General features: G+C 46.1%; 22 protein-coding genes. 7 read left to right on the plus strand and 15 right to left on the minus strand.

Annotated features, from left to right (window positions below; all coding sequences use genetic code 11):
* Positions 1 to 233: 233 nt before the first annotated feature.
* On the plus strand, positions 234 to 1,040 hold the full coding sequence (cysE, locus tag ACMCM8_RS17570) for a serine O-acetyltransferase (RefSeq protein ID WP_412724007.1): 807 nt from the start codon (positions 234 to 236) through the stop codon (positions 1,038 to 1,040).
* A 108-nt stretch (positions 1,041 to 1,148) separates the two neighbouring features.
* On the opposite strand, the gene ACMCM8_RS17575 is transcribed toward cysE, so the two are convergent.
* The 8 genes from ACMCM8_RS17575 to ACMCM8_RS17610 are packed head-to-tail and all read right to left on the minus strand — an operon-like array spanning position 1,149 to position 7,460.
* Positions 1,149 to 1,889 (minus strand): HAD-IA family hydrolase, encoded by a 741-nt coding sequence (locus ACMCM8_RS17575; RefSeq protein ID WP_412724009.1) that lies wholly within the window; start codon positions 1,887 to 1,889, stop codon positions 1,149 to 1,151.
* An 11-nt stretch (positions 1,890 to 1,900) separates the two neighbouring features.
* Positions 1,901 to 2,821, minus strand: a complete 921-nt coding sequence (xerC, locus tag ACMCM8_RS17580; RefSeq protein WP_412724011.1) for a tyrosine recombinase XerC — start codon at positions 2,819 to 2,821, stop codon at positions 1,901 to 1,903.
* Positions 2,822 to 2,826: 5 nt separating this feature from the next.
* Positions 2,827 to 3,522, minus strand: a complete 696-nt coding sequence (locus ACMCM8_RS17585) for a DUF484 family protein (RefSeq protein WP_412724013.1) — start codon at positions 3,520 to 3,522, stop codon at positions 2,827 to 2,829.
* Positions 3,519 to 4,349, minus strand: coding sequence for a diaminopimelate epimerase (gene dapF / locus ACMCM8_RS17590; RefSeq protein ID WP_412724015.1), 831 nt, complete (start codon positions 4,347 to 4,349; stop codon positions 3,519 to 3,521). Before dapF ends, ACMCM8_RS17585 begins: the two co-directional genes overlap by 4 nt.
* Before the next feature lie 35 nt (positions 4,350 to 4,384).
* Positions 4,385 to 5,635 (minus strand): diaminopimelate decarboxylase, encoded by a 1,251-nt coding sequence (gene lysA / locus ACMCM8_RS17595; RefSeq protein WP_412724017.1) that lies wholly within the window; start codon positions 5,633 to 5,635, stop codon positions 4,385 to 4,387.
* Positions 5,635 to 5,826 (minus strand): LPS translocon maturation chaperone LptM, encoded by a 192-nt coding sequence (gene lptM / locus ACMCM8_RS17600; RefSeq protein WP_412724019.1) that lies wholly within the window; start codon positions 5,824 to 5,826, stop codon positions 5,635 to 5,637. The genes lysA and lptM overlap by 1 nt, the downstream gene beginning before the upstream one ends.
* Positions 5,827 to 5,878: 52 nt before the next feature.
* Positions 5,879 to 6,946, minus strand: coding sequence for an MJ1255/VC2487 family glycosyltransferase (locus ACMCM8_RS17605; RefSeq protein WP_412724021.1), 1,068 nt, complete (start codon positions 6,944 to 6,946; stop codon positions 5,879 to 5,881).
* A gap of 1 nt (position 6,947) precedes the next feature.
* Entirely contained in the window at positions 6,948 to 7,460 is a 513-nt protein-coding gene (locus ACMCM8_RS17610) for a phosphatase PAP2 family protein (protein ID WP_412724023.1), read from the minus strand.
* A 353-nt stretch (positions 7,461 to 7,813) separates the two neighbouring features.
* Between ACMCM8_RS17610 and rraA the strand changes: the two genes are divergently transcribed.
* Positions 7,814 to 8,299: a ribonuclease E activity regulator RraA gene (gene rraA / locus ACMCM8_RS17615; RefSeq protein ID WP_412724025.1), complete on the plus strand. Its 486-nt coding sequence runs from the start codon at positions 7,814 to 7,816 to the stop codon at positions 8,297 to 8,299.
* A 103-nt stretch (positions 8,300 to 8,402) separates the two neighbouring features.
* Here rraA and ACMCM8_RS17620 read toward each other — a convergent pair whose 3' ends face one another.
* Genes ACMCM8_RS17620 through mpl form a run of 3 tightly spaced genes read right to left on the minus strand, consistent with a single transcriptional unit; the run spans position 8,403 to position 11,258 of the window.
* Positions 8,403 to 9,209 (minus strand): S1/P1 nuclease, encoded by an 807-nt coding sequence (locus ACMCM8_RS17620; protein ID WP_412724027.1) that lies wholly within the window; start codon positions 9,207 to 9,209, stop codon positions 8,403 to 8,405.
* A gap of 2 nt (positions 9,210 to 9,211) precedes the next feature.
* The gene (locus tag ACMCM8_RS17625) at positions 9,212 to 9,844 is read right to left on the minus strand and encodes a flavin prenyltransferase UbiX (protein ID WP_412724029.1); all 633 of its coding nucleotides are present in this window, start codon (positions 9,842 to 9,844) and stop codon (positions 9,212 to 9,214) included.
* 58 nt (positions 9,845 to 9,902) lie between these two features.
* Positions 9,903 to 11,258 (minus strand): UDP-N-acetylmuramate:L-alanyl-gamma-D-glutamyl-meso-diaminopimelate ligase, encoded by a 1,356-nt coding sequence (mpl, locus tag ACMCM8_RS17630; RefSeq protein WP_412724031.1) that lies wholly within the window; start codon positions 11,256 to 11,258, stop codon positions 9,903 to 9,905.
* 369 nt (positions 11,259 to 11,627) lie between these two features.
* On the opposite strand from mpl, the gene ACMCM8_RS17635 reads away from it, so the two are divergent.
* The 3 genes from ACMCM8_RS17635 to ACMCM8_RS17645 all read left to right on the plus strand — a co-directional run bounded on the left by ACMCM8_RS17635 (position 11,628) and on the right by ACMCM8_RS17645 (position 13,852).
* Positions 11,628 to 12,596, plus strand: a complete 969-nt coding sequence (locus tag ACMCM8_RS17635) for a class 1 fructose-bisphosphatase (RefSeq protein WP_412724033.1) — start codon at positions 11,628 to 11,630, stop codon at positions 12,594 to 12,596.
* A gap of 142 nt (positions 12,597 to 12,738) precedes the next feature.
* Positions 12,739 to 13,269, plus strand: a complete 531-nt coding sequence (gene ppa / locus ACMCM8_RS17640; RefSeq protein ID WP_412724035.1) for an inorganic diphosphatase — start codon at positions 12,739 to 12,741, stop codon at positions 13,267 to 13,269.
* Positions 13,270 to 13,378: 109 nt separating this feature from the next.
* Positions 13,379 to 13,852 (plus strand): DUF3299 domain-containing protein, encoded by a 474-nt coding sequence (locus tag ACMCM8_RS17645; protein ID WP_412724037.1) that lies wholly within the window; start codon positions 13,379 to 13,381, stop codon positions 13,850 to 13,852.
* A gap of 59 nt (positions 13,853 to 13,911) precedes the next feature.
* On the opposite strand, the gene ACMCM8_RS17650 is transcribed toward ACMCM8_RS17645, so the two are convergent.
* The gene (locus ACMCM8_RS17650; RefSeq protein WP_412724039.1) at positions 13,912 to 15,219 is read right to left on the minus strand and encodes an aminotransferase class I/II-fold pyridoxal phosphate-dependent enzyme; all 1,308 of its coding nucleotides are present in this window, start codon (positions 15,217 to 15,219) and stop codon (positions 13,912 to 13,914) included.
* A 99-nt stretch (positions 15,220 to 15,318) separates the two neighbouring features.
* On the opposite strand from ACMCM8_RS17650, the gene ACMCM8_RS17655 reads away from it, so the two are divergent.
* Together ACMCM8_RS17655 and ACMCM8_RS17660 are read left to right on the plus strand one after the other, a co-directional pair.
* Entirely contained in the window at positions 15,319 to 16,212 is an 894-nt protein-coding gene (locus ACMCM8_RS17655) for a dihydrodipicolinate synthase family protein (protein WP_412724041.1), read from the plus strand.
* A gap of 25 nt (positions 16,213 to 16,237) precedes the next feature.
* Positions 16,238 to 17,440, plus strand: coding sequence for an MFS transporter (locus ACMCM8_RS17660; protein WP_412724043.1), 1,203 nt, complete (start codon positions 16,238 to 16,240; stop codon positions 17,438 to 17,440).
* A gap of 18 nt (positions 17,441 to 17,458) precedes the next feature.
* On the opposite strand, the gene ACMCM8_RS17665 is transcribed toward ACMCM8_RS17660, so the two are convergent.
* From ACMCM8_RS17665 to ACMCM8_RS17675, 3 genes are all read right to left on the minus strand, one after another.
* Positions 17,459 to 18,157, minus strand: coding sequence for a 2OG-Fe(II) oxygenase (locus tag ACMCM8_RS17665; RefSeq protein ID WP_412724045.1), 699 nt, complete (start codon positions 18,155 to 18,157; stop codon positions 17,459 to 17,461).
* 33 nt (positions 18,158 to 18,190) lie between these two features.
* Complete coding sequence (locus ACMCM8_RS17670) at positions 18,191 to 18,604, minus strand: acyl-CoA thioesterase (protein ID WP_412724047.1); 414 nt, start codon at positions 18,602 to 18,604, stop codon at positions 18,191 to 18,193.
* Positions 18,605 to 18,723: 119 nt separating this feature from the next.
* The gene (locus tag ACMCM8_RS17675; protein WP_412724049.1) at positions 18,724 to 19,551 is read right to left on the minus strand and encodes an SDR family NAD(P)-dependent oxidoreductase; all 828 of its coding nucleotides are present in this window, start codon (positions 19,549 to 19,551) and stop codon (positions 18,724 to 18,726) included.
* Positions 19,552 to 19,562 lie beyond the last annotated feature (11 nt).

A 19,562-nucleotide genomic window follows, 5' to 3' on the forward strand; every position in this document is an offset into this window, starting at 1 on the left:
TAGTTTTAACCGATGGTGGCATACCTACCTGTTAGATGTGCTGAACAATAGGAATAAGTAATAACGAAACAATACGATAAGTTGATCGAATTATCAGTCTGGGGGGTACCACACAGGTATAGAAAGCCAGTAAACTCAGGTAAACTAACGAGAGCGTGCGCTAAGGTCATTGCACCTTTGTTGGCAGATACTAACCAATTGCACTTCACTTACTTTATTTATGGATGACGCTCATGTCCGCATTGTCTACGCCCATCGACTTCTGGTCTACGCTAAAACAGGAAGCGCAACGTGTCGCTGACGGTGAGCCACTACTCTCGAGCTATGTACATGCAAGCGTATTAGCTCATCACAATTTCGAGTCGTCTTTGAGCTTTATTTTATCCAACAAAATGGCCGATGATGTCATGCCAGCGCTTGCTATCCGCGAAGTATTTGACGAAGCCTATTTACTTGAGCCGAGTATAAGTGAATCCGCCATCGCTGACATTCTCGCGATTAAATCCCGCGATGCAGCGGTTAACGATTACCTCACGCCGCTTCTTCATTTTAAAGGTTTTCACGCAGTTCAAGTTCACCGCATGGCGCATTATTTGTGGGTACATGGGCGTCATCAGTTAGCACTTTTCCTGCAAAGCCGTAATTCTGCAAGCTTTGGCGTGGATATTCATCCGGCAGCGCGCATTGGCAGTGGTGTTATGTTTGATCACGCAACAGGAATTGTGGTGGGTGAAACAGCAGTTATTGAAGACAACGTGTCTATTTTGCAAAGCGTGACCTTAGGTGGTACTGGGAACGAGTCAGGAGATCGCCATCCTAAAATTCGCCAAGGTGTGTTAATTGGTGCAGGTGCGAAGATTCTCGGTAATATCGAAATTGGAGAAGGGTCCAAAGTAGGCGCGGGTAGTGTGGTACTTAATAACGTTCCCCCCCATGTTACTGTGGTAGGCGTACCTGCCAAGGTGGTAGGCAGACCGATTTGCCAGAGCCCGTGTGAGTCCATGCGGCAAAACGTATTAGAAGATAACTCGCAGGTATAATTACATACTATCAGATAGGTGGTGCTGTCATCTGTTTCTCTTGTAGTGCGGCAGCCATAAATAGAGCATGACTACCTCGTCAGTTCTGCTTCTTACATAAATGACCAATTACAAAAAAGCGGTGAGTTCATCGAGTGAATGCAGCACAACATGTGGCAATACTCTCACGGGCTCGTTGCCTAATATCATCGGTCGATTGCAGGCATACCAGGCCGCTTGATAGCCGGCATTAACCGCGCCATAGATGTCTTTAATCAGATTGTCGCCCACATGCAATATATGGCAAGGCGGTACATTTAAATGTAATACCGCTTCGTCAAACATAGCCTTGGCAGGTTTCATTGGGCGAGTCACACTGGCGTGAAAAATGGTTTGGAAATAATCGTCGATACCAATTTTTTGCGTATTTACATTCCCGTTAGTAATACCAATCAATGGTATGTGATTACTTACTTCCTTAAGTGTGCTGTGCACTTGTGGCGATAACTCAAAGTCACTTCTGGCATCGTAAAAACAATTAAAACAGGCTTCAACGTCGTCGTTAAGGGCTTTGTCATCAGGCAAGTTGGTAGCCAGTTTGTCAGTAGGCGTGCCAGCAAGTGCAGCACTTAGCACAACCCGTCGCAGTTGACCCATGTCCCACGCTAGCCGATTGTCCTTTGTTAACGCTGCGCGTTTAAGGGCTGTCCAGTCCTTTGAAGAGAGTTGAGCAGCTTTTGAGTGATGTTTGGCGATGTGCGCTTGAAGCGTGCTTTCTGCATGGCGAATGATAGGTTCGTTATCATAAAGGGTGTCGTCCAGATCAAAGGTCATGGCTTTGACCTGGTTCATCGGTCTAAAAAACTGCATGTAAAGCGCCTTTATTTTTTATGTGCGCGAGGATGCGCCGCGTCATATACCTTAGCGAGGTGTTGAAAATCGAGGTGGGTATACACCTGCGTGGTAGATAAATTTGCATGGCCCAATAATTCTTGTACTGCGCGCAAATCACCGCTTGATTCTAATACGTGCGTAGCAAAAGAATGGCGCAGTTTATGCGGACTTACCTTTTGTGTTAGTGACTGCTCTTGTGCCATCTTGTTCAGGCGATTAGCCACTTGACGATTCGAAATGCGGGTCTTTCGCTTGCTGACAAACACGGCGCTTTCGTAGGGAGAGGCATAAGCAGGACGCACCTTTAACCACTCTATCAGCGCTTTTTGAGCTTGGCGGCCCAACGGTAATATACGCTGTTTACTGCCTTTCCCCATCACCTTAACAGTGCCGTCTTTTAAGCAATCTGCCAGATTTAACCCAGTAAGTTCGCTCAAGCGTAAGCCACAGCCATAAAGGAGCTCAAACATAGCCACATCGCGAAGACGCATGCCTTCGTCATCTTCTGTGCTACTTACTGAAGTATTGAGCAACTGCTGCATCTCATCGACACTAAGTTGCTTTGGTAAGGGCTTACCTTGCTTGGGAGCCTGGATGCCTTCAACAGGGTTACTGAAAAGTTGTTGGTGATCGATTAAATACTGGCAAAACGTCCGCATGGCAGAAAGGCGTAAGGCTATACTTCTGGCACTCAGTCCTGACATCTTGGCATCGGCCATGACGCGTTTTACGTCAGAAGGGGTTAGTCCCGACCATTCATATAAACCAAGTAGCTTTGCGACTTCTGCTAACTGTCGCTGGTAGTTTGAGATCGTATGGGCGGATAACCCACGCTCTACCTGAAGGTGGAGGAGAAACCTGTCAAGCCACTGTTGGCATTGCTCACTTACCATAGCGTCCGTAGACACAAAAACTAGTACCCCATCATCTCGGGCAAGATGATATTGAGCACTTGCTGAAGCTGTTGTAATAGCAGTGTGTCCATGTCCGGTGTGAAATGACTGGCATCACTGCTGCTGATACCTAGAATACCCAAATCGCGATTATCACCCAGTAACATTAATGCGACGGACTCAGCACTGCTTTCTCCAAATAATAATTGGCGTTCGTGTTGAGACAAACGGCCGAAAAAGAAGTTGGTATTTTTAAACCGCTTCTCAGTAAACAAACGTTGCTGTAACTCGGGAATGGCATGAGGGCCTTTGAAACTTTTAATGACAGCAGAAGAGAGTTGAAGGCGCTCCTGAAGCACGTCTTCTAATGTAAACTGCACTTCGGCAACACTTTCACAACGTAGAAGCTGCACGTTTAAATCGGTGTAAACCCGATAGATTTTTTCATTTTGCTTAGCAATAGTGACCAGTTGAGTAAGCTTATAATTGAGTTGCCTTACTTTCTTACGCAATTGTTCACTTTGAATTTCAACCAGTGAAACACTTCCTCTGTGTTCATGGGGAAGCTTTATTTTTTCTAAAAGGTCGGGGTATTTGGCAAAGAACTCGGGATGCTCTAAAAGGTACGCGCGTACATCCTCTGGTGATAAACCAGATGGTTTAGCAAATGGTTCTATCACTTGAGTGGCGCTAGATTTCCCTGATACTTCGCTCATAAATTTATTTGTCCGTCATATACATGCTCAGCAGGGCCTGTCATTTTTAATACACTATCAGGTCCTGGCCAGCGGATCCGCAAACTGCCTCCGGGCAAATCTACCCGCACATCTTTACTCAATTTACCTTGTATTTGGCCAATTGCAACGGCTGCACATGCGCCGCTACCGCAGGCAAGGGTTTCACCCGAGCCTCGTTCAAACACGCGTAATTTAATATGGGAGTCATTAAGTATTTGCATAAAGCCAACATTGACCCCTTCGGGAAAGCGCTCGTGCTTTTCAACGAGTGGGCCTATCTGGGCTACATCTGCCGTATCTACATCATCCACTTCCATCACGCAGTGTGGATTGCCCATTGAAGCCGAACCAATAAATAACGTACTTTCGCCGACGCGCAAAATGTACGTGTTTTCTTGTTTATTCGCTTTTAATGGAATCTGGCTGGGCTCGAACTCAGGCTTGCCCATATTAACGGTCACTTGCCCGTCTTTTTCAAGATACAGTACCATTTTGCCGGCTTTGGTACTTACTACTATTTTATTTTTGTTGATAAGCCCCTTTTGCTTTACAAAGCGAGCAAAGCAGCGGGCACCGTTACCACATTGCTCTACTTCAGAGCCATCCGCATTAAATATGCGATAGTGAAAATCTTGTTCCGGATCGTAAGGCGGTTCTACCATCAACAGCTGGTCAAAGCCGATACCGAAGTTTCGGTCAGCCAGTTGTTGAATTTTCTCTTTGGAGAAAAACACATTTTGCGTAACGTTATCAATAACCATGAAGTCGTTACCCAAACCATGCATTTTTGAAAATTGAACCTGCATTAACAGCGCATCTATCTTATGAGTTTGTCTCTAGTTTACGGAAGTTTATACTCACCTTTCCAGAGATCTTTTTGATTTTCTCGTTCCCTAACCACAATTGTGTCGTCACCATCTACCATTATTTCGGCTGGGCGACAGCGACTGTTGTAGTTAGAGGCCATTACAAACCCATAAGCACCGGCACTGCGAACGGCAAGTAAATCGCCAGGGGCTATGGCAAGTTCGCGATCTTTTCCTATGAAATCGCCAGTTTCACATACCGGCCCTACTACATCATACGTGCGGGTAGGGGCGTTGCTGTGGGTGTTTACCGGAATGATTTTTTGCCACGCAGAATATAGTGCTGGGCGTAAAAGGTCGTTCATTGCCGCATCCACAATAGCAAAACTCTTTTCTTCACCTTCTTTAATGAACTCAACTTCGGTGACGAGAATACCTGCATTAGCAGCAATCGCCCGGCCAGGTTCAAGGATTAATTTAAGGTTTTCTCGCCCCACCATTTTTTCAGCCATGGCTTGGGCATAGGCCTTAGGATGAGGTGGCTGCTCATTGTTATAGGTCACGCCAAGACCGCCGCCCACATCTAAATGCTCGATAATAATACCGCGCTGCGCTAGTTCATCAATGAGAACTAATAGGCGCTCCAGTGCATCGACGAATGGGCCTATTTCGGTTAATTGTGAACCTATATGGCAATCCATTCCTACCACATTTAAGTGGGGTAGTGAGGCGGCTAGTTCATAAGTCGGTAACGCCCTTTCTCTGGCAATACCAAATTTGTTCGCCTTGAGTCCCGTTGAAATGTAGGGATGGGTTTTGGCATCTACGTCGGGATTGATTCGCAGTGAAATAGGGGCTTTGACGCCTAGTTCACCCGCCACTTCGTTAATGCGATGAAGTTCGGGTTCTGATTCGACATTGAAGCACATGATGCCTTGTTTCAAGGCATAGCGGATCTCGTCATGCTTCTTACCCACACCAGAAAATACCACTTTACTGGCATCACCGCCGGCTTCTATTACCCTAGCGAGTTCGCCAGCCGACACGATATCAAAGCCCGACCCCAGTTTGGCTAATACACTAAGTACCCCTAAATTTGAGTTCGCCTTAACGGCATAACAGACCAAATGCGGATGTTCGCCTACCGCGTCATTGAACGCATGCCAGTGGCGCTCGAGGGTTGCGCGAGAATAAATGTACAATGGCGTACCATGTTGCGCGGCAATATCGGAAACAGCAACGTTTTCGGCATGTAATAGCCCTTCACTATAGGCGAAGTAATCCACTAGATTGGTTCTCCAGAAGTAGTAGCGGGAAGCGTATTGTCCTTGGGAGAGGTTGTTGATGTTTCAACTGCTGAAGAGGAGCCCTCGGGTGTGTTGGCACTAGGCGCTTCAGGGATATACAGCGCCCCTTTGTAACCACAACCACCGAGCATAGCTAGTGTGAGGACAAATAAAACAGATTTTCGAAGCACGAATGACACCCGCAAATAATACGACAAATGCGGCTATCATCGCATTGCGGTGCTAAATTGCAAGCGTCAATAATCGTTCTTGTGTTCTATCGCCAAAATGCACGTTTTCCCACAGGGAATCGCATAAACTTTTGGTATCGTCAAAGTTACCCTTTAACAGCCAATCGATGAGTATGTCGGAGTTATCGGGAAACGAGATGGCTTCGTTATCAGGTGCTTCTAACCACTCTTCAACAATATCTGTGTCCAATTGAAAAAGTGTCTGGCATAAGTCTAATTGACTAAGCGTTAGTACATTGGAAAGTTGCTCGAATTGACCATGCAGTGGCTTGATTAATAGTTTTTTTCCCAATTGAAGCGCTTCGCTGGAAAGCTCGAAGCCACCATTGGCAATAACACCACTGCAATGCTGTAATGCTTTTTGAAATTGCTTTTTCGAAGTTGGACTCCAATGGATATGACCTTCTTCACGAACTCGACCAATATTGGGATGGAAACAGTGGAATTTCTGGTCGCTTAATGGTTCTAGCATTTGCTGTATATCGGGTATTTCCTCGAACGGAAGGTATACCAGTACGTGTCCTCGTTGAGGGTTTGTTACTGGTTGCTCCGCCACAAAAGGGGGAATGATGGGTTGGTTAAAGTGATACCAATGCACCCCTAGCTGATGTTGAGTTGGCGCAAATGTTTTCATCAACAAGGTATCTAACAAGCTGTGACCGCTTTTAGGAACATTGTAGGCAAAGGCTGCTTGGTGACTAATCGCAATCGAGGGGAGTTGCTGGTGTTTAGCTGCCCAGGCCGTTACTGGTTCAAAATCGTTGACCAGCAGGTCATATTTACTGGTATCAAAAGCTTTCACATCGTTTATAAACTGTCCGACTTTTGCTGCGCGTATCGTTGCCCATTTGTCGACTTTGCCGCCTTTGGTAATAAAACTGAGGCCAGAGAAGGTACGGTACGGCCCAAATACATCCATATCAAAATAGTCATCAGGTGCTCTTCCCGTGAATACAAAATCAACTTCGATATCGTCTCGTTTTGCCAACGCTGATGCCATAATACGCGCACGGGCAATATGCCCGTTTCCGGTGCCTTGCACCCCATACAATAATTTCATGCTACCCCAGAATAGAAATACTCAACGACGCAATAGTGATACCTAACAGGGTACCTGCAACAACATCCGAAGGATAATGCACCCCTAGTAACACTCTAGACAAGCCAATAAGACCTGCCCAGCCATATGCGAATAATGCAAACGGAGGATAGTAGTGGGCAATGATACTCGCCATTAGCCACGCTGCTGCAGTGTGCCCTGACGGTAATGAAAACTTATCTGAAGGCGTGACATGAGCAGTTAAATTTAGAAGAAAGTCACAGGGACGCGGCCGCTTGAACATTTTTTTTAGCAGCACATAGATAGGAAGCTCCAGTGCATAAGCCATTAATGCAGTATAAAGAAATAGTTCACCGTGCTCGGGCTCAAAAGCCCAAAGCAGCATACCGATAACGAAATACAAATAACCATCACCGGTTTTAGACAGCCAAATGATACTGCGGCAGTCTCTCTTTTGCGTCAGTTTGTACAGGCGATAAAATAAATCAGTATCGTACTTGGTCAAGGATTTCATCAACATCGCCTTGTCCTCAATCGATTAATTACTGCACAGGCTAACGATGCTCTATGAACAGTGGGTGACGGAAATAAGAAGCTTTTTTGACAATAGCGTCTGTGCCGGTGATGCATTAGGTCGAATTTACAGAGCCAGTTATGTGGCCGATTAAGATCTTAACGCAGCAATTTGTGCCCAATGCCTAAATTACAGCAAGAAGTGTGCGCATGTAGGGAAGAATGATAGTAGGTACAATACAAAAAAATTCGACGAACAGAGTGAAATCAGGCGTTTGCATTACCCCAATTAATGCTATGCTAGAATTCAGGCAATAAGGTTTTAAATCCTTCTCAATTAAGTAAGGCAGAATAATGGAATACAACACATCTGAATTATGCGATTTATTTGCTGACAGCGTAGACGTGGTCGACCCAATTTTCGCGAGCTTTGGTGGGCGTTATTCCTTTGGTGGTGAAATCACGACCATTAAATGTTTTGAAGACAGAGGGTTGATTGACCGTGTGCTGGCTCAGCCCGGTGCAGGAAAAGTACTGTTAATTGATGGTGGTGGCTCTTCACGTCGAGCCCTATTCGATGCTTCTTCAGCTCAAATTGCCATTGATAATGATTGGGAAGGTGTAGTGTGTTACGGCAGTGTTCGCGAAGTCGATAGCTTAGCAGAAATGGATATAGGCGTTTTAGCGGTTGCAGCCATCCCAGTTAATGCAGAGAGTGAAAGTATTGGGGAAGTGGATGTGCCAGTCAATTTTGGTGGAGTTACCTTCTTGCCGGAAGATCATCTGTATGCCGATAGTACAGGCGTTATTCTGTCTCCCGAGCCTTTAGATCTCGATTAATACTTAGAACAGAAAAACGGAGGCCTCGGCCTCCGTTTTTTATGTACTTTCATTGCCTGAAGTACGTAGCAAGCAATAAGTGCTATACAAATTCTAACCAGTATTAGTTAGCTTGCTCAAATACCTGATTGAGGTAAAGCGCAATACGAATTCCCGCCATCTGAAGACGTTGCTTGGCTGTAGGCAAATGCTGATACAGGTAATCGTAATTCATGTTATTGGCATTGTCAGGGTAGAGAGCGTCGCGAAGTGTGGTGCTTTCTTCAATCCACACCATGGCATCCGTTGTCGCCCATTCGCGGATATTGGAAGGCGTAATAGACTGAGTAAGCCATTTACTCCATTCGGTGTATGACAAATCACGCTGCTCAAGCATTTGCGAATCCCACACACGGTGAAGGTTAGAGTCTTGCCAAAAGAAGCGCACTTTTACGTCATTCCCACCGCGATCGGTTCCATTTCCGGCGTGAAGAGGTTGATGTAAATCGCCAATAATATGCACCACAAATTGAAGGGCTAAACGCTTTTCATCAAGAGTCGCGGCATCACTTTGGAGGATATGAGTAAAATGTGTAAGTGCAGTGATAGCGTCGCCCTCTTCTGGAGCACCGACTTCACTGTACACTTTCCCTTCGGGAACAGTAACATAATGCCAGGGGTTGGCTGTTTTTTGCCAGAATTCACTGGGATTTGAGCGCATCTCATCTGCATGTGTAGATGCCTCTGCCAATGAGCCGTGTGGAAGCAGTTCCATCAGTGCGGCTTGAGATAAGGGACTCAAGTATTGTTGGGCTATTGTTCCGGTTATGCGGTGACCCGTTTGTCCCCACCCAAAAGCAGGCGCCGTGATGCTAAATGAGATAAGCGTGCTAAGCGCAACTGCGCAAAACCGATTTGCAAACGCTAACATTGTTATTCCTCTGTGTGTTTAGCCGTTTGGTAACCCCACCGGGCTACCAGCGATTGATCAATACCCAAGTGGTCGAGTATACGCGCAACCACAAAGTCTACCAAATCGTCAATGGTCTTGGGGTTGTGATAAAACCCAGGGGCCGCTGGCATAATGGTCGCGCCCATTTTGGAAAGCTTTAACATGTTTTCTAAATGGATAGACGAAAGGGGCATTTCACGGGGAACCAAGATAAGTTGGCCGCGCTCTTTTAGCACCACGTCGGCAGCGCGTTCTATCAGATTGTCACTCGCCCCCACACTAATTGATGACAAAGTACCAGTCGAACAGGGACAAATCACCATTTTATCTGGTGCGGCTGAACCGGATGCGACGGGAGAGAACCATTCTTCTTTGCCAAATACTTTTATCTGTTCATCCTTGGCACCACAATGTTGGCTTAAAAAGGCGGCTGCATCTTGTGGGTGAGAGGGGATTTTAATATTTTCCTCAGTGGCAAAGACTACCTTAGCGGCAGAAGAAATCAGCACATATACCTGGTAATCGGCATTGACCAACGATTTAAGTAGTGTCAATGCATACGGTGCGCCTGAGGCGCCGGTAATGGCAAGAGTTACTTGTTTACTGTGTTTCATAGTTCACCTATTCGGTATTGCTCTGTCAGTGTACTTTGCTGACAGAGCAGACGCATCCTTATTCGGCATGTACCGCTAACTGCGCTAACAGGCGCGAATGAATATTCTCAAATCCACCATTACTCATGATGAGGATGTGATCACCGGGTCTGGCAATATTGGCCACGTGCTCCACAATCTGCTCGACGTGGTTCAAACAGTAAGCAGGTTTTGGGCTATGCTGTGCAGACGCTTTCAGTGACCAATTCATTCCTTCGGGTTCATACAGAAAAATTTCATCAGCCAGTTGCCAAGATTTCGCCAGGGTATCCTTATGCACTCCCATTTTCATCGTATTGGAGCGGGGCTCTAACACGGCGATAATACGCGCTTGGCCTACTTTTTTGCGCAGTCCTTCTAAGGTGGTGGCAATAGCGGTAGGGTGATGGGCAAAGTCATCGTAAACCGTTATGTCGTTAACTTTGCCTTTGAGCTCCATGCGGCGCTTTACATTTTTAAAAGAACCCAATGCACTAATTGCATCTGAAAGCGTCACGCCAGCGTGATGGGCGGCTGCAATTGCCATTAGAGCGTTATCAACATTGTGCTGACCCAACAACGACCACTCGACCTTACCCACTACTTTGCCCTCATGCAGTACATTAAATTCGCTGCCATCAGGGTTAATCGTTTGCGAAGTCCATTCTTTACCTAATGATTGGCGAGACGACCAGCAACCACGCTTAAGTGTGTCTTCAATAGACGGTGTTTGATTAGGCGTAAGAATAAGCCCATTTTCCGGTACCATTCTAATTAAATGATGAAATTGGGTTTGGATAGCCCCGAGATCGGCAAAGATATCGGCATGATCAAATTCTAAATTATTGATAACCAAAGTTTTTGGGCGGTAATGAACGAATTTAGAGCGCTTGTCGAAAAAGGCACTGTCGTATTCATCGGCCTCTATGACAAAAAAGGGACTTTCACCCACGCGAGCCGATACGCCAAAATTCTCTGGTACGCCACCAATTAAGTAACCTGGTTTAAGGCCTGCGAATTCTAAAATCCACGCTACCATACTGCTGGTAGTCGTTTTGCCATGGGTGCCTGAAATACCTATAACCCAACGGTCTTTAAGCAAGTTATCGAGTAGCCATTGAGGGCCACTGGTATAAGGTAAGTTGCGATTGAGGACGTATTCCACGGCAGGGTTACCCCGCGACATCGCATTACCAATGATCACCATATCGGGTGCTGGGTCAAACTGGCTTTCATCGTATCCTTGCGTCAGCGTAATTCCCAGTGCTTCCAACTGTGTGCTCATGGGCGGGTATACGTTCTTATCTGATCCTGTGACTTTGTGGCCGAGTGCTTTTGCTATCGCCGCAATGCCACCCATAAAACTTCCACAAATGCCTAAAATATGTACATGCATGGCGCATTCTCAGTGAAATATCATCTAGTGGGTGTACTGTATCAGAACCTCAAAGTGGATTGATAATGCAATTTTATTAAAGCATGGAACGTACTCAGGCTACTGGTTACTTAGTGTTCGCATGCATAACCTTCTATATCATCGCTAAGTGTACTGGGTTGATTGACTGATCGCGGGTTTCACTTAACATAAGATCGCGGTTACAATCTAACCACAGGTGGGCATAAGGTGCGCATTGCCATTTCACTATGGTACGCATAGTAATAATTTCAAAGCTCTACCTGTAAGTGGTGTGAACAATAAGCTGGTAAGGAAAACTAAGCCGTTCATAGCACAACACCCTACACACCAAAAAAAGGCTTACATTTAATGAAACGTTTAAACTCTCAACTGCAGCAAGACGGTGCACCGCTAGAGCTAATTTTACTCATTCGAACGCTATTAGCAGGCTGTAAAGAAATTTCTTTCCGCGTAAGTCAGGGGGCGCTTGCAGGCGTACTCGGTTCTACGCTTTCTGAAAATGTCCAAGGCGAAACTCAGAAAAAACTCGACGTTATTTCTAATCACATTTTAAAAGATACACTTAGGGAATCTGGATATGTAAAGGCGATTTCTTCTGAAGAAGAAGATGACGTAGTCCCGTGCAACCCTGAAGGCAAGTATTTGGTCAGTTTTGACCCCCTTGACGGCTCTTCTAATACTGAGATTAACAGCTTAATTGGTACCATCTTTTCTATCGCTCATGCGCCTCAGTGGATGGAGCCAAACGATCCTTCTGCTTTTTTGCAGCCCGGCACACAGATGGTTGCTGCGGGTTATGTGCTCTATGGGCCTTCTACCATGTTGGCACTCACCACAGGTCGCGGTACACACATCTATACCCTAGATAAAACCCATGGGGGGTTCCTATTAACTCACCCGAATATTCAAGTACCTGAACAGACTTCTGAGTTTTCTATCAATGCCTCTAATCAGCGACATTGGGAGCCTTCAATGCAGGCCTATATAGCCGATCTTCTGGCGGGTAAAGAAGGGCCAAGAGAAAAGAATTTCAATATGCGCTGGGTGGCGGCGATGGTGGGTGATATTCATCGTTTACTGTGCCGAGGTGGCATCTTTATGTATCCCTATGACAATCGCGAGCCATCAAAACCTGGCAAACTGCGCTTGTTATATGAAGCCAATCCTATGGCGTTTCTGATGGAACAGGCAGGTGGTAAAGCGGAAACTGGCGAAGGTCGTATATTGGAAGTGATGCCTGAAGAAATACACCAACGCGTGCCGTGTATAATTGGGTCGAGAGAGGAAGTCGATATGTGCCTGAGTTATCGGACTTAGGTGGATTAGCAATAGATTGCGGCAAAATTTCACTAAATATAAAGAGATTAGTACGACATGGGTCGTAAACCGTTTTTATTTTGCCGCGGTCGCCGTATACTTACCCCCAAATTTTTTTAGATATGATTGAAAGGATCGAAGAATGAGCTTAAGTGCTATTTCTGCTGGTAAGAACGTGCCAGATGAAGTCAACGTAATCATCGAAATTCCAGCCCACGCTGACCCGGTGAAATACGAAGTAGATAAAGACACAGGCGCATTGTTTGTTGACCGTTTTATGGCAACGTGCATGCACTATCCAACTAACTATGGTTACGTTAACAACACGTTATCTGAAGACGGTGACCCGGTTGATGTATTGGTAATGACGCCTTTCCCACTACTTGCGGGTTCTGTGATTAAGTGCCGTCCTGTTGGCGTGCTTAACATGACGGATGAGTCAGGCAAAGACGCAAAAGTGCTTGCCGTACCTGTAGATAAGCTATCGGCTATTTACCGCGACGTTAAAGAAATCGATGACGTGCCACCATTACTTCTTAAACAGATTGAGCACTTCTTTGAGCACTACAAAGATCTTGAGCCTGGCAAGTGGGTAAAAGTTGACGGTTGGGCTGACTCAGCTGCTGCGAAAGAAGAAATCACCGCAAGCATCGCGCGTTTCGAAGCAGAATAATTCACGCTGCTTTAAATTGATGTTAAAAAGGGCTGGTGCGATACCAGCCCTTTTTATATGTAGCGCAATTTGCCAATAGCAGAGTATCGAGACTTCTATGTACTACCGTATGTTATCTATATCTTCATGGTTCACCGTATTTTTGATGGTGCTCACGTTTAATGTCGAGGCAGCGGACGCGCCTGTTGAAGTCTATTGGGAAGATTTGGTGCCCGAAGGCTTTAACGAACTGGCTCCACCTGCCGTGCAACACAATGGTGAAATGAGTCAAATGCAACCTGATGCTCCCGTCGTCAACACGTTCGACGGCAAGCGCGTGAAAATCCCTGGGTTTGTGGTGCCGCTGGAAGGCAGTGCTGAATCTATCACTGAATTTTTGCTCGTGCCTTACTTCGGCGCGTGTATTCATGTACCCCCGCCACCTTCCAATCAAATTGTGTATGTAAAATTCGAAAAAGGCGTACGCATTGACAATATCTACGACGCAATTTGGGTAACGGGAGAATTATCAACAGAGGGCTGGAAGGGGGATATCGCCTCAGTTGGCTATAGATTGAAAGGTGAAGCCGTAGAAGGTTTTTAAGTTACAAGGGTTTAAATAAGAAGGGTTCTTAATGAACCCTTCAATGAACTATCCTGCCATCAATTTGCTTTTTTGATAACTGCTGCAACATCCTTGGCGAATTTCGACGCCGTAGCCGGCTCCATTTTTTGAATACTGACTCTGATCGCCTCTGACTTCGCCTCTACGTCAAATGAGCTTCCGGGCCTCACAAGCCAGCCCTTTTGAGATAGCGCAAATGCTGCTGCCTGGCTGTCTTTTTTAACAGGTATCCATACGTTTAAGCCGTCAACGGCAGGTGTTAGGGCTACGTCCTCTTGGTTTAATGCGTTCATAAGCAGATCGCGCTGAGCTTTGCATTTGGTTTTCGCATCATTGAGGTGCTGTTGGAAAGTGTCTGTAGTCAGGCAGGTATAAACAAGAGCCTGCAGAACGCGGCTAACCCAAGACATACCGGGGGCAAGACGTGTATTAATTCGTTTCACCGTTTCGACGTCAGCGGCGACAAAAGCCATGCGCAAATCCGGGCCTAGTCCTTTAGAGACTGAACGGAATACAGCCCAGTTAATGGTCGTACTGGGTATTACACTGTAATGGGGCGTGGTGGCGAGCAATGAAAAATGGTCATCTTCCAACACGAGTACATCTGGATAACCGGAAAGTATGTCTTTGAGTTGTGCTGCACGTTCTTTTGTGACAGAAACGCCAGTGGGATTGTGCGCGCGGGGAGTAATAAGTACACCCTTAGCGCCCTTTTTCAGTGCTGCTTCAAGGGCTTCTGGTCGCATACCTTCACTGTCAACAGCGGCTGCTATAACCTGTAAGCCCGCAAGTCTGATGGCATTTGCTGAGCTGATATAACAGGGGTCTTCCACTACAAATTTATCGCCGGGCACAAGGTGCGCCGCTATCATGCGTTCAAGGGTATCAATAGCGCCATTACACAATGTGAGTGCAAAGTTGTCTCGGCAGGTGGGGCGAAACCACGCTTCACCGAAAGCCTGTACCCGGGGAAGTATAGGGGCTTCGCCATACAGATATTGCTCAAGCTTGGTTAGCGCGGCAACGTTATTGAGGTCGGGCAACCAGCTTTTATGTGGACTGCCGTCAGCTAAATCAAATAGCGAGGTATGAGTAGTACCCTCTTGTTCTCCCGCGCTGATATCTTCACAGATACGGGTTCCCAATCGACCTTGCGTGATCGCAATACCAGCTTGTGACAACCGTTGATAGGCTGATGACACCGTATTTCGATTCACACCAAGCTGCTGCGCAAGCTCTCGTACGGGCGGAAGCGTGTCACCCGGACTGAGACTGCCCTTTTTGGTTAATTGGCGCACTGACTCAAAAATCGTCTGTGCGGAATCACCTGAAATCTTGACTTTCATTTTTGTCCTATGCCAATATTGTCTTTGTCATGGGTTTAATGTGTTGTTTATCCCATTTTAGCGAGCATTTTTCCATATTTTAAACAAAGCGGGGTCTAAATGTTTACCGGTTTATCTGCTTTTCCTATTACACCTTTTAAAAATGAACACATTGACTATATGGCTTTTGACAGCCTGATGGAGAATCTTGTTCGCGCTCAGGTAAATTCCATCTGTGCAATGGGCTCAACAGGCCTCTACCCCTATTTGTCGAGAGACCAATTAGTTAGTGTCACAGACGCTGCTGTCTCTCGGGCTGAGGGGATACCTATTATGGTGGGGATTGGTGCATTGCGGACCTACGATGTGCTGAAAAATGCAGAAGCAGTGCAAAAGGCCGGCGCGAGTGCTGTGCTGTTGGCGCCTGTGTCATATCAACCTTTAAATGAAGAGGAAGTGTATGGGCTATACGAGGCAGTCAGTCGCGAACTGTCAGTACCCATGTGTGTATACGAAAACCCTCGTGTTACTCAATTTACCTTTAGTGATGCATTGTATGAGAAGGTTGGTCAACTCCCGAACATTGGTGCGATCAAAATACCCGGTAAGCCGTTTGGCAGTGATGAAGGGGCGACGCGCTTGGCTACATTGCGGGCTATTGTCCCTGCGCATGTGGCCATCGGCGTAAGTGGCGACAGCTTTGGCGGCGCAGGAATGGCGCAAGGCTGTGATCTGTGGTTATCGGTATTAGGAGGCGTATTTCCCAAAACAGTACAACGTATTATTGCGTTGGCGCAGTCAGACAATACAGACGCGGCCAATGCATTGTCAGAATCATTAAATGATATGTGGGAGTTGTTTGCGCGCAATGGCGGGGGACTGAGAGTTGTAGCAGCGGCCGCGGCAGTTTTAGGGTATGGCGAGAGAAGTAATTTACCCGCACCATTTTTGCCGATAAGTGATGCTGACTTTGCCGAGCTTGAAGACATTATTGCGCGCCTCGCTCTAGCGTGACACCGAATAAAACAGGGAGATAAAAGTGGGTTCAAACGCTCCTACTGGCCTTATACACTATTTATTGGCAGCCATTCCTGCGCGTATCGTTACAGGAGGCGCAGCAGTGGCCACTATTTTATTGGCTCGCTCATCTAATATGGATGGCACGACGGCAGGTTTGATGGCAGCGTGTCTAACCGCGCCACATGTATTAGGGCCTTTGTATGGGCGATGGCTGGATAACACTTCCGATCCGCGCTTTATTATTGCGGGTGCGTGTTTTCTATTTGCTGTTAGCTTTCAACTTGCCATTGTGGGGTTTGAGGCGCAAACGCTTTTGCCTACCATGCTTGCACTACTTATTTGCGGTACGTGCAGTTCGTTTATGATGGGCGGGTTGAGTACCCAAGTAGTGAAGTTAGTTGGCAGTGAATTGACAGAGAAGCGCAAAGCACAAAGTTGGGACACGTTTACCTACGGACTTGGTCTCACTTTAGGCCCTATGCTGACAGCGTTACTGACGGACGTTTATTCTGTACCGGTAAGTGTGCGGATCCTCATGAGCAGTGCTGTCGTTGCTGGACTGCTCACATTTTTTATTCCGCTAAAAATGCATAAAAAGGCAGACGATGCACAGCAGCCAGCAAGCTTATCTCAGGTTGTCGATATTCTAAGGCGGTCAGGTGCACTTAAGCGCACACTTTTGATGACGTCGAGTGCAGCATTTAGTATCGCTGCCTTACCTGTATTATCCGTCTACTTAAGTGAAAGTTGGATGCGCAGCCAACAAAGCGGTGCGTACCTTGTTACCTTATACGGAGTGGGGTGCTTATGTGGTAGCGTTTTTTTAATGATGCGACCTATGCGTCAAGATGCGTTAGTGCTATTGCGCAATGTCGGTGCGCTACTGATTGTCGTATTATCCTTGGTAATAGTCAGTCCATCATATACCGCTGGGCTTTTTGCATATTGGTTGTGCGGTGTAGTCAATGCCGTCTTTTTTGCAGTGACCTTGGCTGCGCGAAGCGATTATTCGCCACCGCAAGGAGCGGCGCAAATTTATATGTGGGTAGCCGCCGCAAAAATTAGCTTTGCATCTCTTGGGGCTTTTGGCGCAGGCCTACTGGTCGATGTCGCCATTAAATTACCGCTATTCACATCATGTTGTGTTTTATTGATGTCACTACTGTTGTGCTTCGCATTACCGCGCTTTCCTGCTCAAAGCAGGGTTACAAAGCGCAGCTAATTGTTTTTATCAGCCTGTTTAGCTGGGAGTGTATATACGCTCTGCGGGGTTAAACAAAAGCCACGACGTGATAATGTACTTGTCGTTGCTTTTGGGTATTTGACCTCGATGAGTATGCGTAAAGTAAGCCGGTGCAATCACCATTCTGCCCGCCTTGGGTTCTATCGCGCGATTTTGGTAATAAAACTCGGTTTCACCGCCTTCTTCTACATCATTTAGATAGTACATGAATAACAAGGTTCGATGTAGCGCATCGTTGTGCTGTAACTGTGGGTATACCTCTGAATGCCAGTAAGGATAACCGCCGGTACCGGCCGCATAACGCTGTGCGTTTATGTCACCCACACGAAAGAGATAGTTGACTAAATTAGCCAGGTTGGGTTTACCGACTTCCTCGAAGTTTTCGCCGGTGACTTTGACCGGCTCTCCGGTTTTAGGGTGGCGAACGGTTAACCCAATAGGACCCACTAGGGCGAAGAAATACTTTTCGATATAGGCGACCAATTGTGGCCCGGTATATTGCATTACCTGTTGAAATAAGGCTTTGAATTCTGGGGCGCGGCTGATGGATACATCCATACTGCGCTTTTTATCTAAATCGACACCACCACCTGTACGACCCTGCGACAGATTCGGGCTCTCATCAATTCGAGTGATGAGCTGTGAGCAAATCTCGAGTGGTAGGGCATTGTCTATTACTTCAATGAAATCGCTCATAACATGACTCTGGTTAGTAAAAGCGTGGGATGATTAGGTTATATCTTTAAAATGAGGCTGCAACAAAGCCTTAACGTCGTCAGGGATAGGTGCCGAATGTTGTGTTTTGTAGTCAAAATGCACCATAGTGGTTACCCCAGTTGAACATAGCTTTTCATCCTGCCAAAGCTCTTGAAATACATCAAATGCGCTGTTACCAAGGCGACTGATATACGTTTTAACGGTAACGGGTTTACCGTAGAAAATCTGGGCGAGAAAGTCCACTTTGTAGCTGGCTAAGATGAGAGGCCAGTTTTGCAAATCAAGCTCTGGAGTAAACATGCGAAAAATAGGTTCACGAGCGGCTTCAAACCAGGTAACTAGAGCTGTGTTACTCACGTGTTGTAGAGCGTCGGTTTCGCAAAAGCGCACTTCAACTGAAGTGACTAACGGTACTGCTATACTCATAGACTAAATAGGGGTAATTATATTTGCTTTTGCGCCACTCTATCATAGCGTGGTGAGATGAAAAGGTTTAGAGACAAAGAAACGGCAATATACCGTTTCTTGTTTGTATGAGTAATATATCAACACACTTGCAGTAGTGCTTCTGATTGTTGCCATAAGCTCTGCATTTGCTGTGTATTTAAAAAGCGTTTGTCGACAGTCACCTTCTTACTTTTGCTAATAAACTCACCGTTTACGTCAGAGCTGTCAGCACGAAGTGCAATGTCCCTTATGTCGATAACGCCGTTTTGTACGGGTTTCAACGAGAATTTCAATAAAAAACGCATAAAACCTGAGATGGGTTTATAAATGTTCGTGTCAATTGCACCAGGGTTGACACTGGTTACCGTAATGTTGTCATCCTTAAACTTATCTTTAAGCATTTTGGTAAGCTGAATTTGAGCAAGTTTAGAGCGGTTGTATGCTAAACCCCAGTGATATTTTGGCATCATCTCGCTGTCATCCATACTATAGGCACGCAGTTTGTAGCACTCTGATGAAACATTGATGATCCGGCCTTGCTCGGCCGCGCGCAAGTTGTCCAGTAACATCATGGTAAGTACAAAATGACTGAAGTAATTAACCATCATGGTTTTTTCATGGCCACTTGGTGTCATTTCTTTGGTCATCTGAAATGCACCTGCATTGTTTACCAGTACATCTATCTGCTCATGATTTTGACTTATAGCTAGAGCAACACTTTTTACCGACTCGATATCTGCTAGATCGACTGAGTAAGCATGTAGATTAGCAAGTGGTGCCACGGTATCTAGTAGAGATAAAGTTGTTTCCAGCTTGTTTTTATCTCGATAAAGTAAAATCAAATCATGACCAAGTTCAGCCATTTCCAAAGCAAATTGCTGCCCAATTCCACTTGTTGCACCGGTAATTAAAATTGTTTTTTTCATGACGCTATACT

Origin of the sequence: Alteromonas sp. D210916BOD_24 (assembly GCF_047159385.1) — a bacterium.
In the GTDB taxonomy this organism is placed as follows: Bacteria; Pseudomonadota; Gammaproteobacteria; order Enterobacterales; family Alteromonadaceae; genus Alteromonas.

Coding starts and splice junctions, on each gene's coding strand:
- cysE (WP_412724007.1), top strand. CDS start 234: ATGTCCGCATTGTCTACGCCCATCGACTTCTGGTCTACGCTAAAACAG.
- ACMCM8_RS17575 (WP_412724009.1), bottom strand. CDS start 1,889: ATGCAGTTTTTTAGACCGATGAACCAGGTCAAAGCCATGACCTTTGAT.
- ACMCM8_RS17585 (WP_412724013.1), bottom strand. CDS start 3,522: ATGAGCGAAGTATCAGGGAAATCTAGCGCCACTCAAGTGATAGAACCA.
- dapF (WP_412724015.1), bottom strand. CDS start 4,349: ATGCAGGTTCAATTTTCAAAAATGCATGGTTTGGGTAACGACTTCATG.
- ACMCM8_RS17605 (WP_412724021.1), bottom strand. CDS start 6,946: ATGAAATTATTGTATGGGGTGCAAGGCACCGGAAACGGGCATATTGCC.
- ACMCM8_RS17610 (WP_412724023.1), bottom strand. CDS start 7,460: ATGAAATCCTTGACCAAGTACGATACTGATTTATTTTATCGCCTGTAC.
- rraA (WP_412724025.1), top strand. CDS start 7,814: ATGGAATACAACACATCTGAATTATGCGATTTATTTGCTGACAGCGTA.
- ACMCM8_RS17620 (WP_412724027.1), bottom strand. CDS start 9,209: ATGTTAGCGTTTGCAAATCGGTTTTGCGCAGTTGCGCTTAGCACGCTT.
- ACMCM8_RS17625 (WP_412724029.1), bottom strand. CDS start 9,844: ATGAAACACAGTAAACAAGTAACTCTTGCCATTACCGGCGCCTCAGGC.
- mpl (WP_412724031.1), bottom strand. CDS start 11,258: ATGCATGTACATATTTTAGGCATTTGTGGAAGTTTTATGGGTGGCATT.
- ACMCM8_RS17635 (WP_412724033.1), top strand. CDS start 11,628: ATGAAACGTTTAAACTCTCAACTGCAGCAAGACGGTGCACCGCTAGAG.
- ppa (WP_412724035.1), top strand. CDS start 12,739: ATGAGCTTAAGTGCTATTTCTGCTGGTAAGAACGTGCCAGATGAAGTC.
- ACMCM8_RS17645 (WP_412724037.1), top strand. CDS start 13,379: ATGTTATCTATATCTTCATGGTTCACCGTATTTTTGATGGTGCTCACG.
- ACMCM8_RS17650 (WP_412724039.1), bottom strand. CDS start 15,219: ATGAAAGTCAAGATTTCAGGTGATTCCGCACAGACGATTTTTGAGTCA.
- ACMCM8_RS17655 (WP_412724041.1), top strand. CDS start 15,319: ATGTTTACCGGTTTATCTGCTTTTCCTATTACACCTTTTAAAAATGAA.
- ACMCM8_RS17665 (WP_412724045.1), bottom strand. CDS start 18,157: ATGAGCGATTTCATTGAAGTAATAGACAATGCCCTACCACTCGAGATT.
- ACMCM8_RS17670 (WP_412724047.1), bottom strand. CDS start 18,604: ATGAGTATAGCAGTACCGTTAGTCACTTCAGTTGAAGTGCGCTTTTGC.
- ACMCM8_RS17675 (WP_412724049.1), bottom strand. CDS start 19,551: ATGAAAAAAACAATTTTAATTACCGGTGCAACAAGTGGAATTGGGCAG.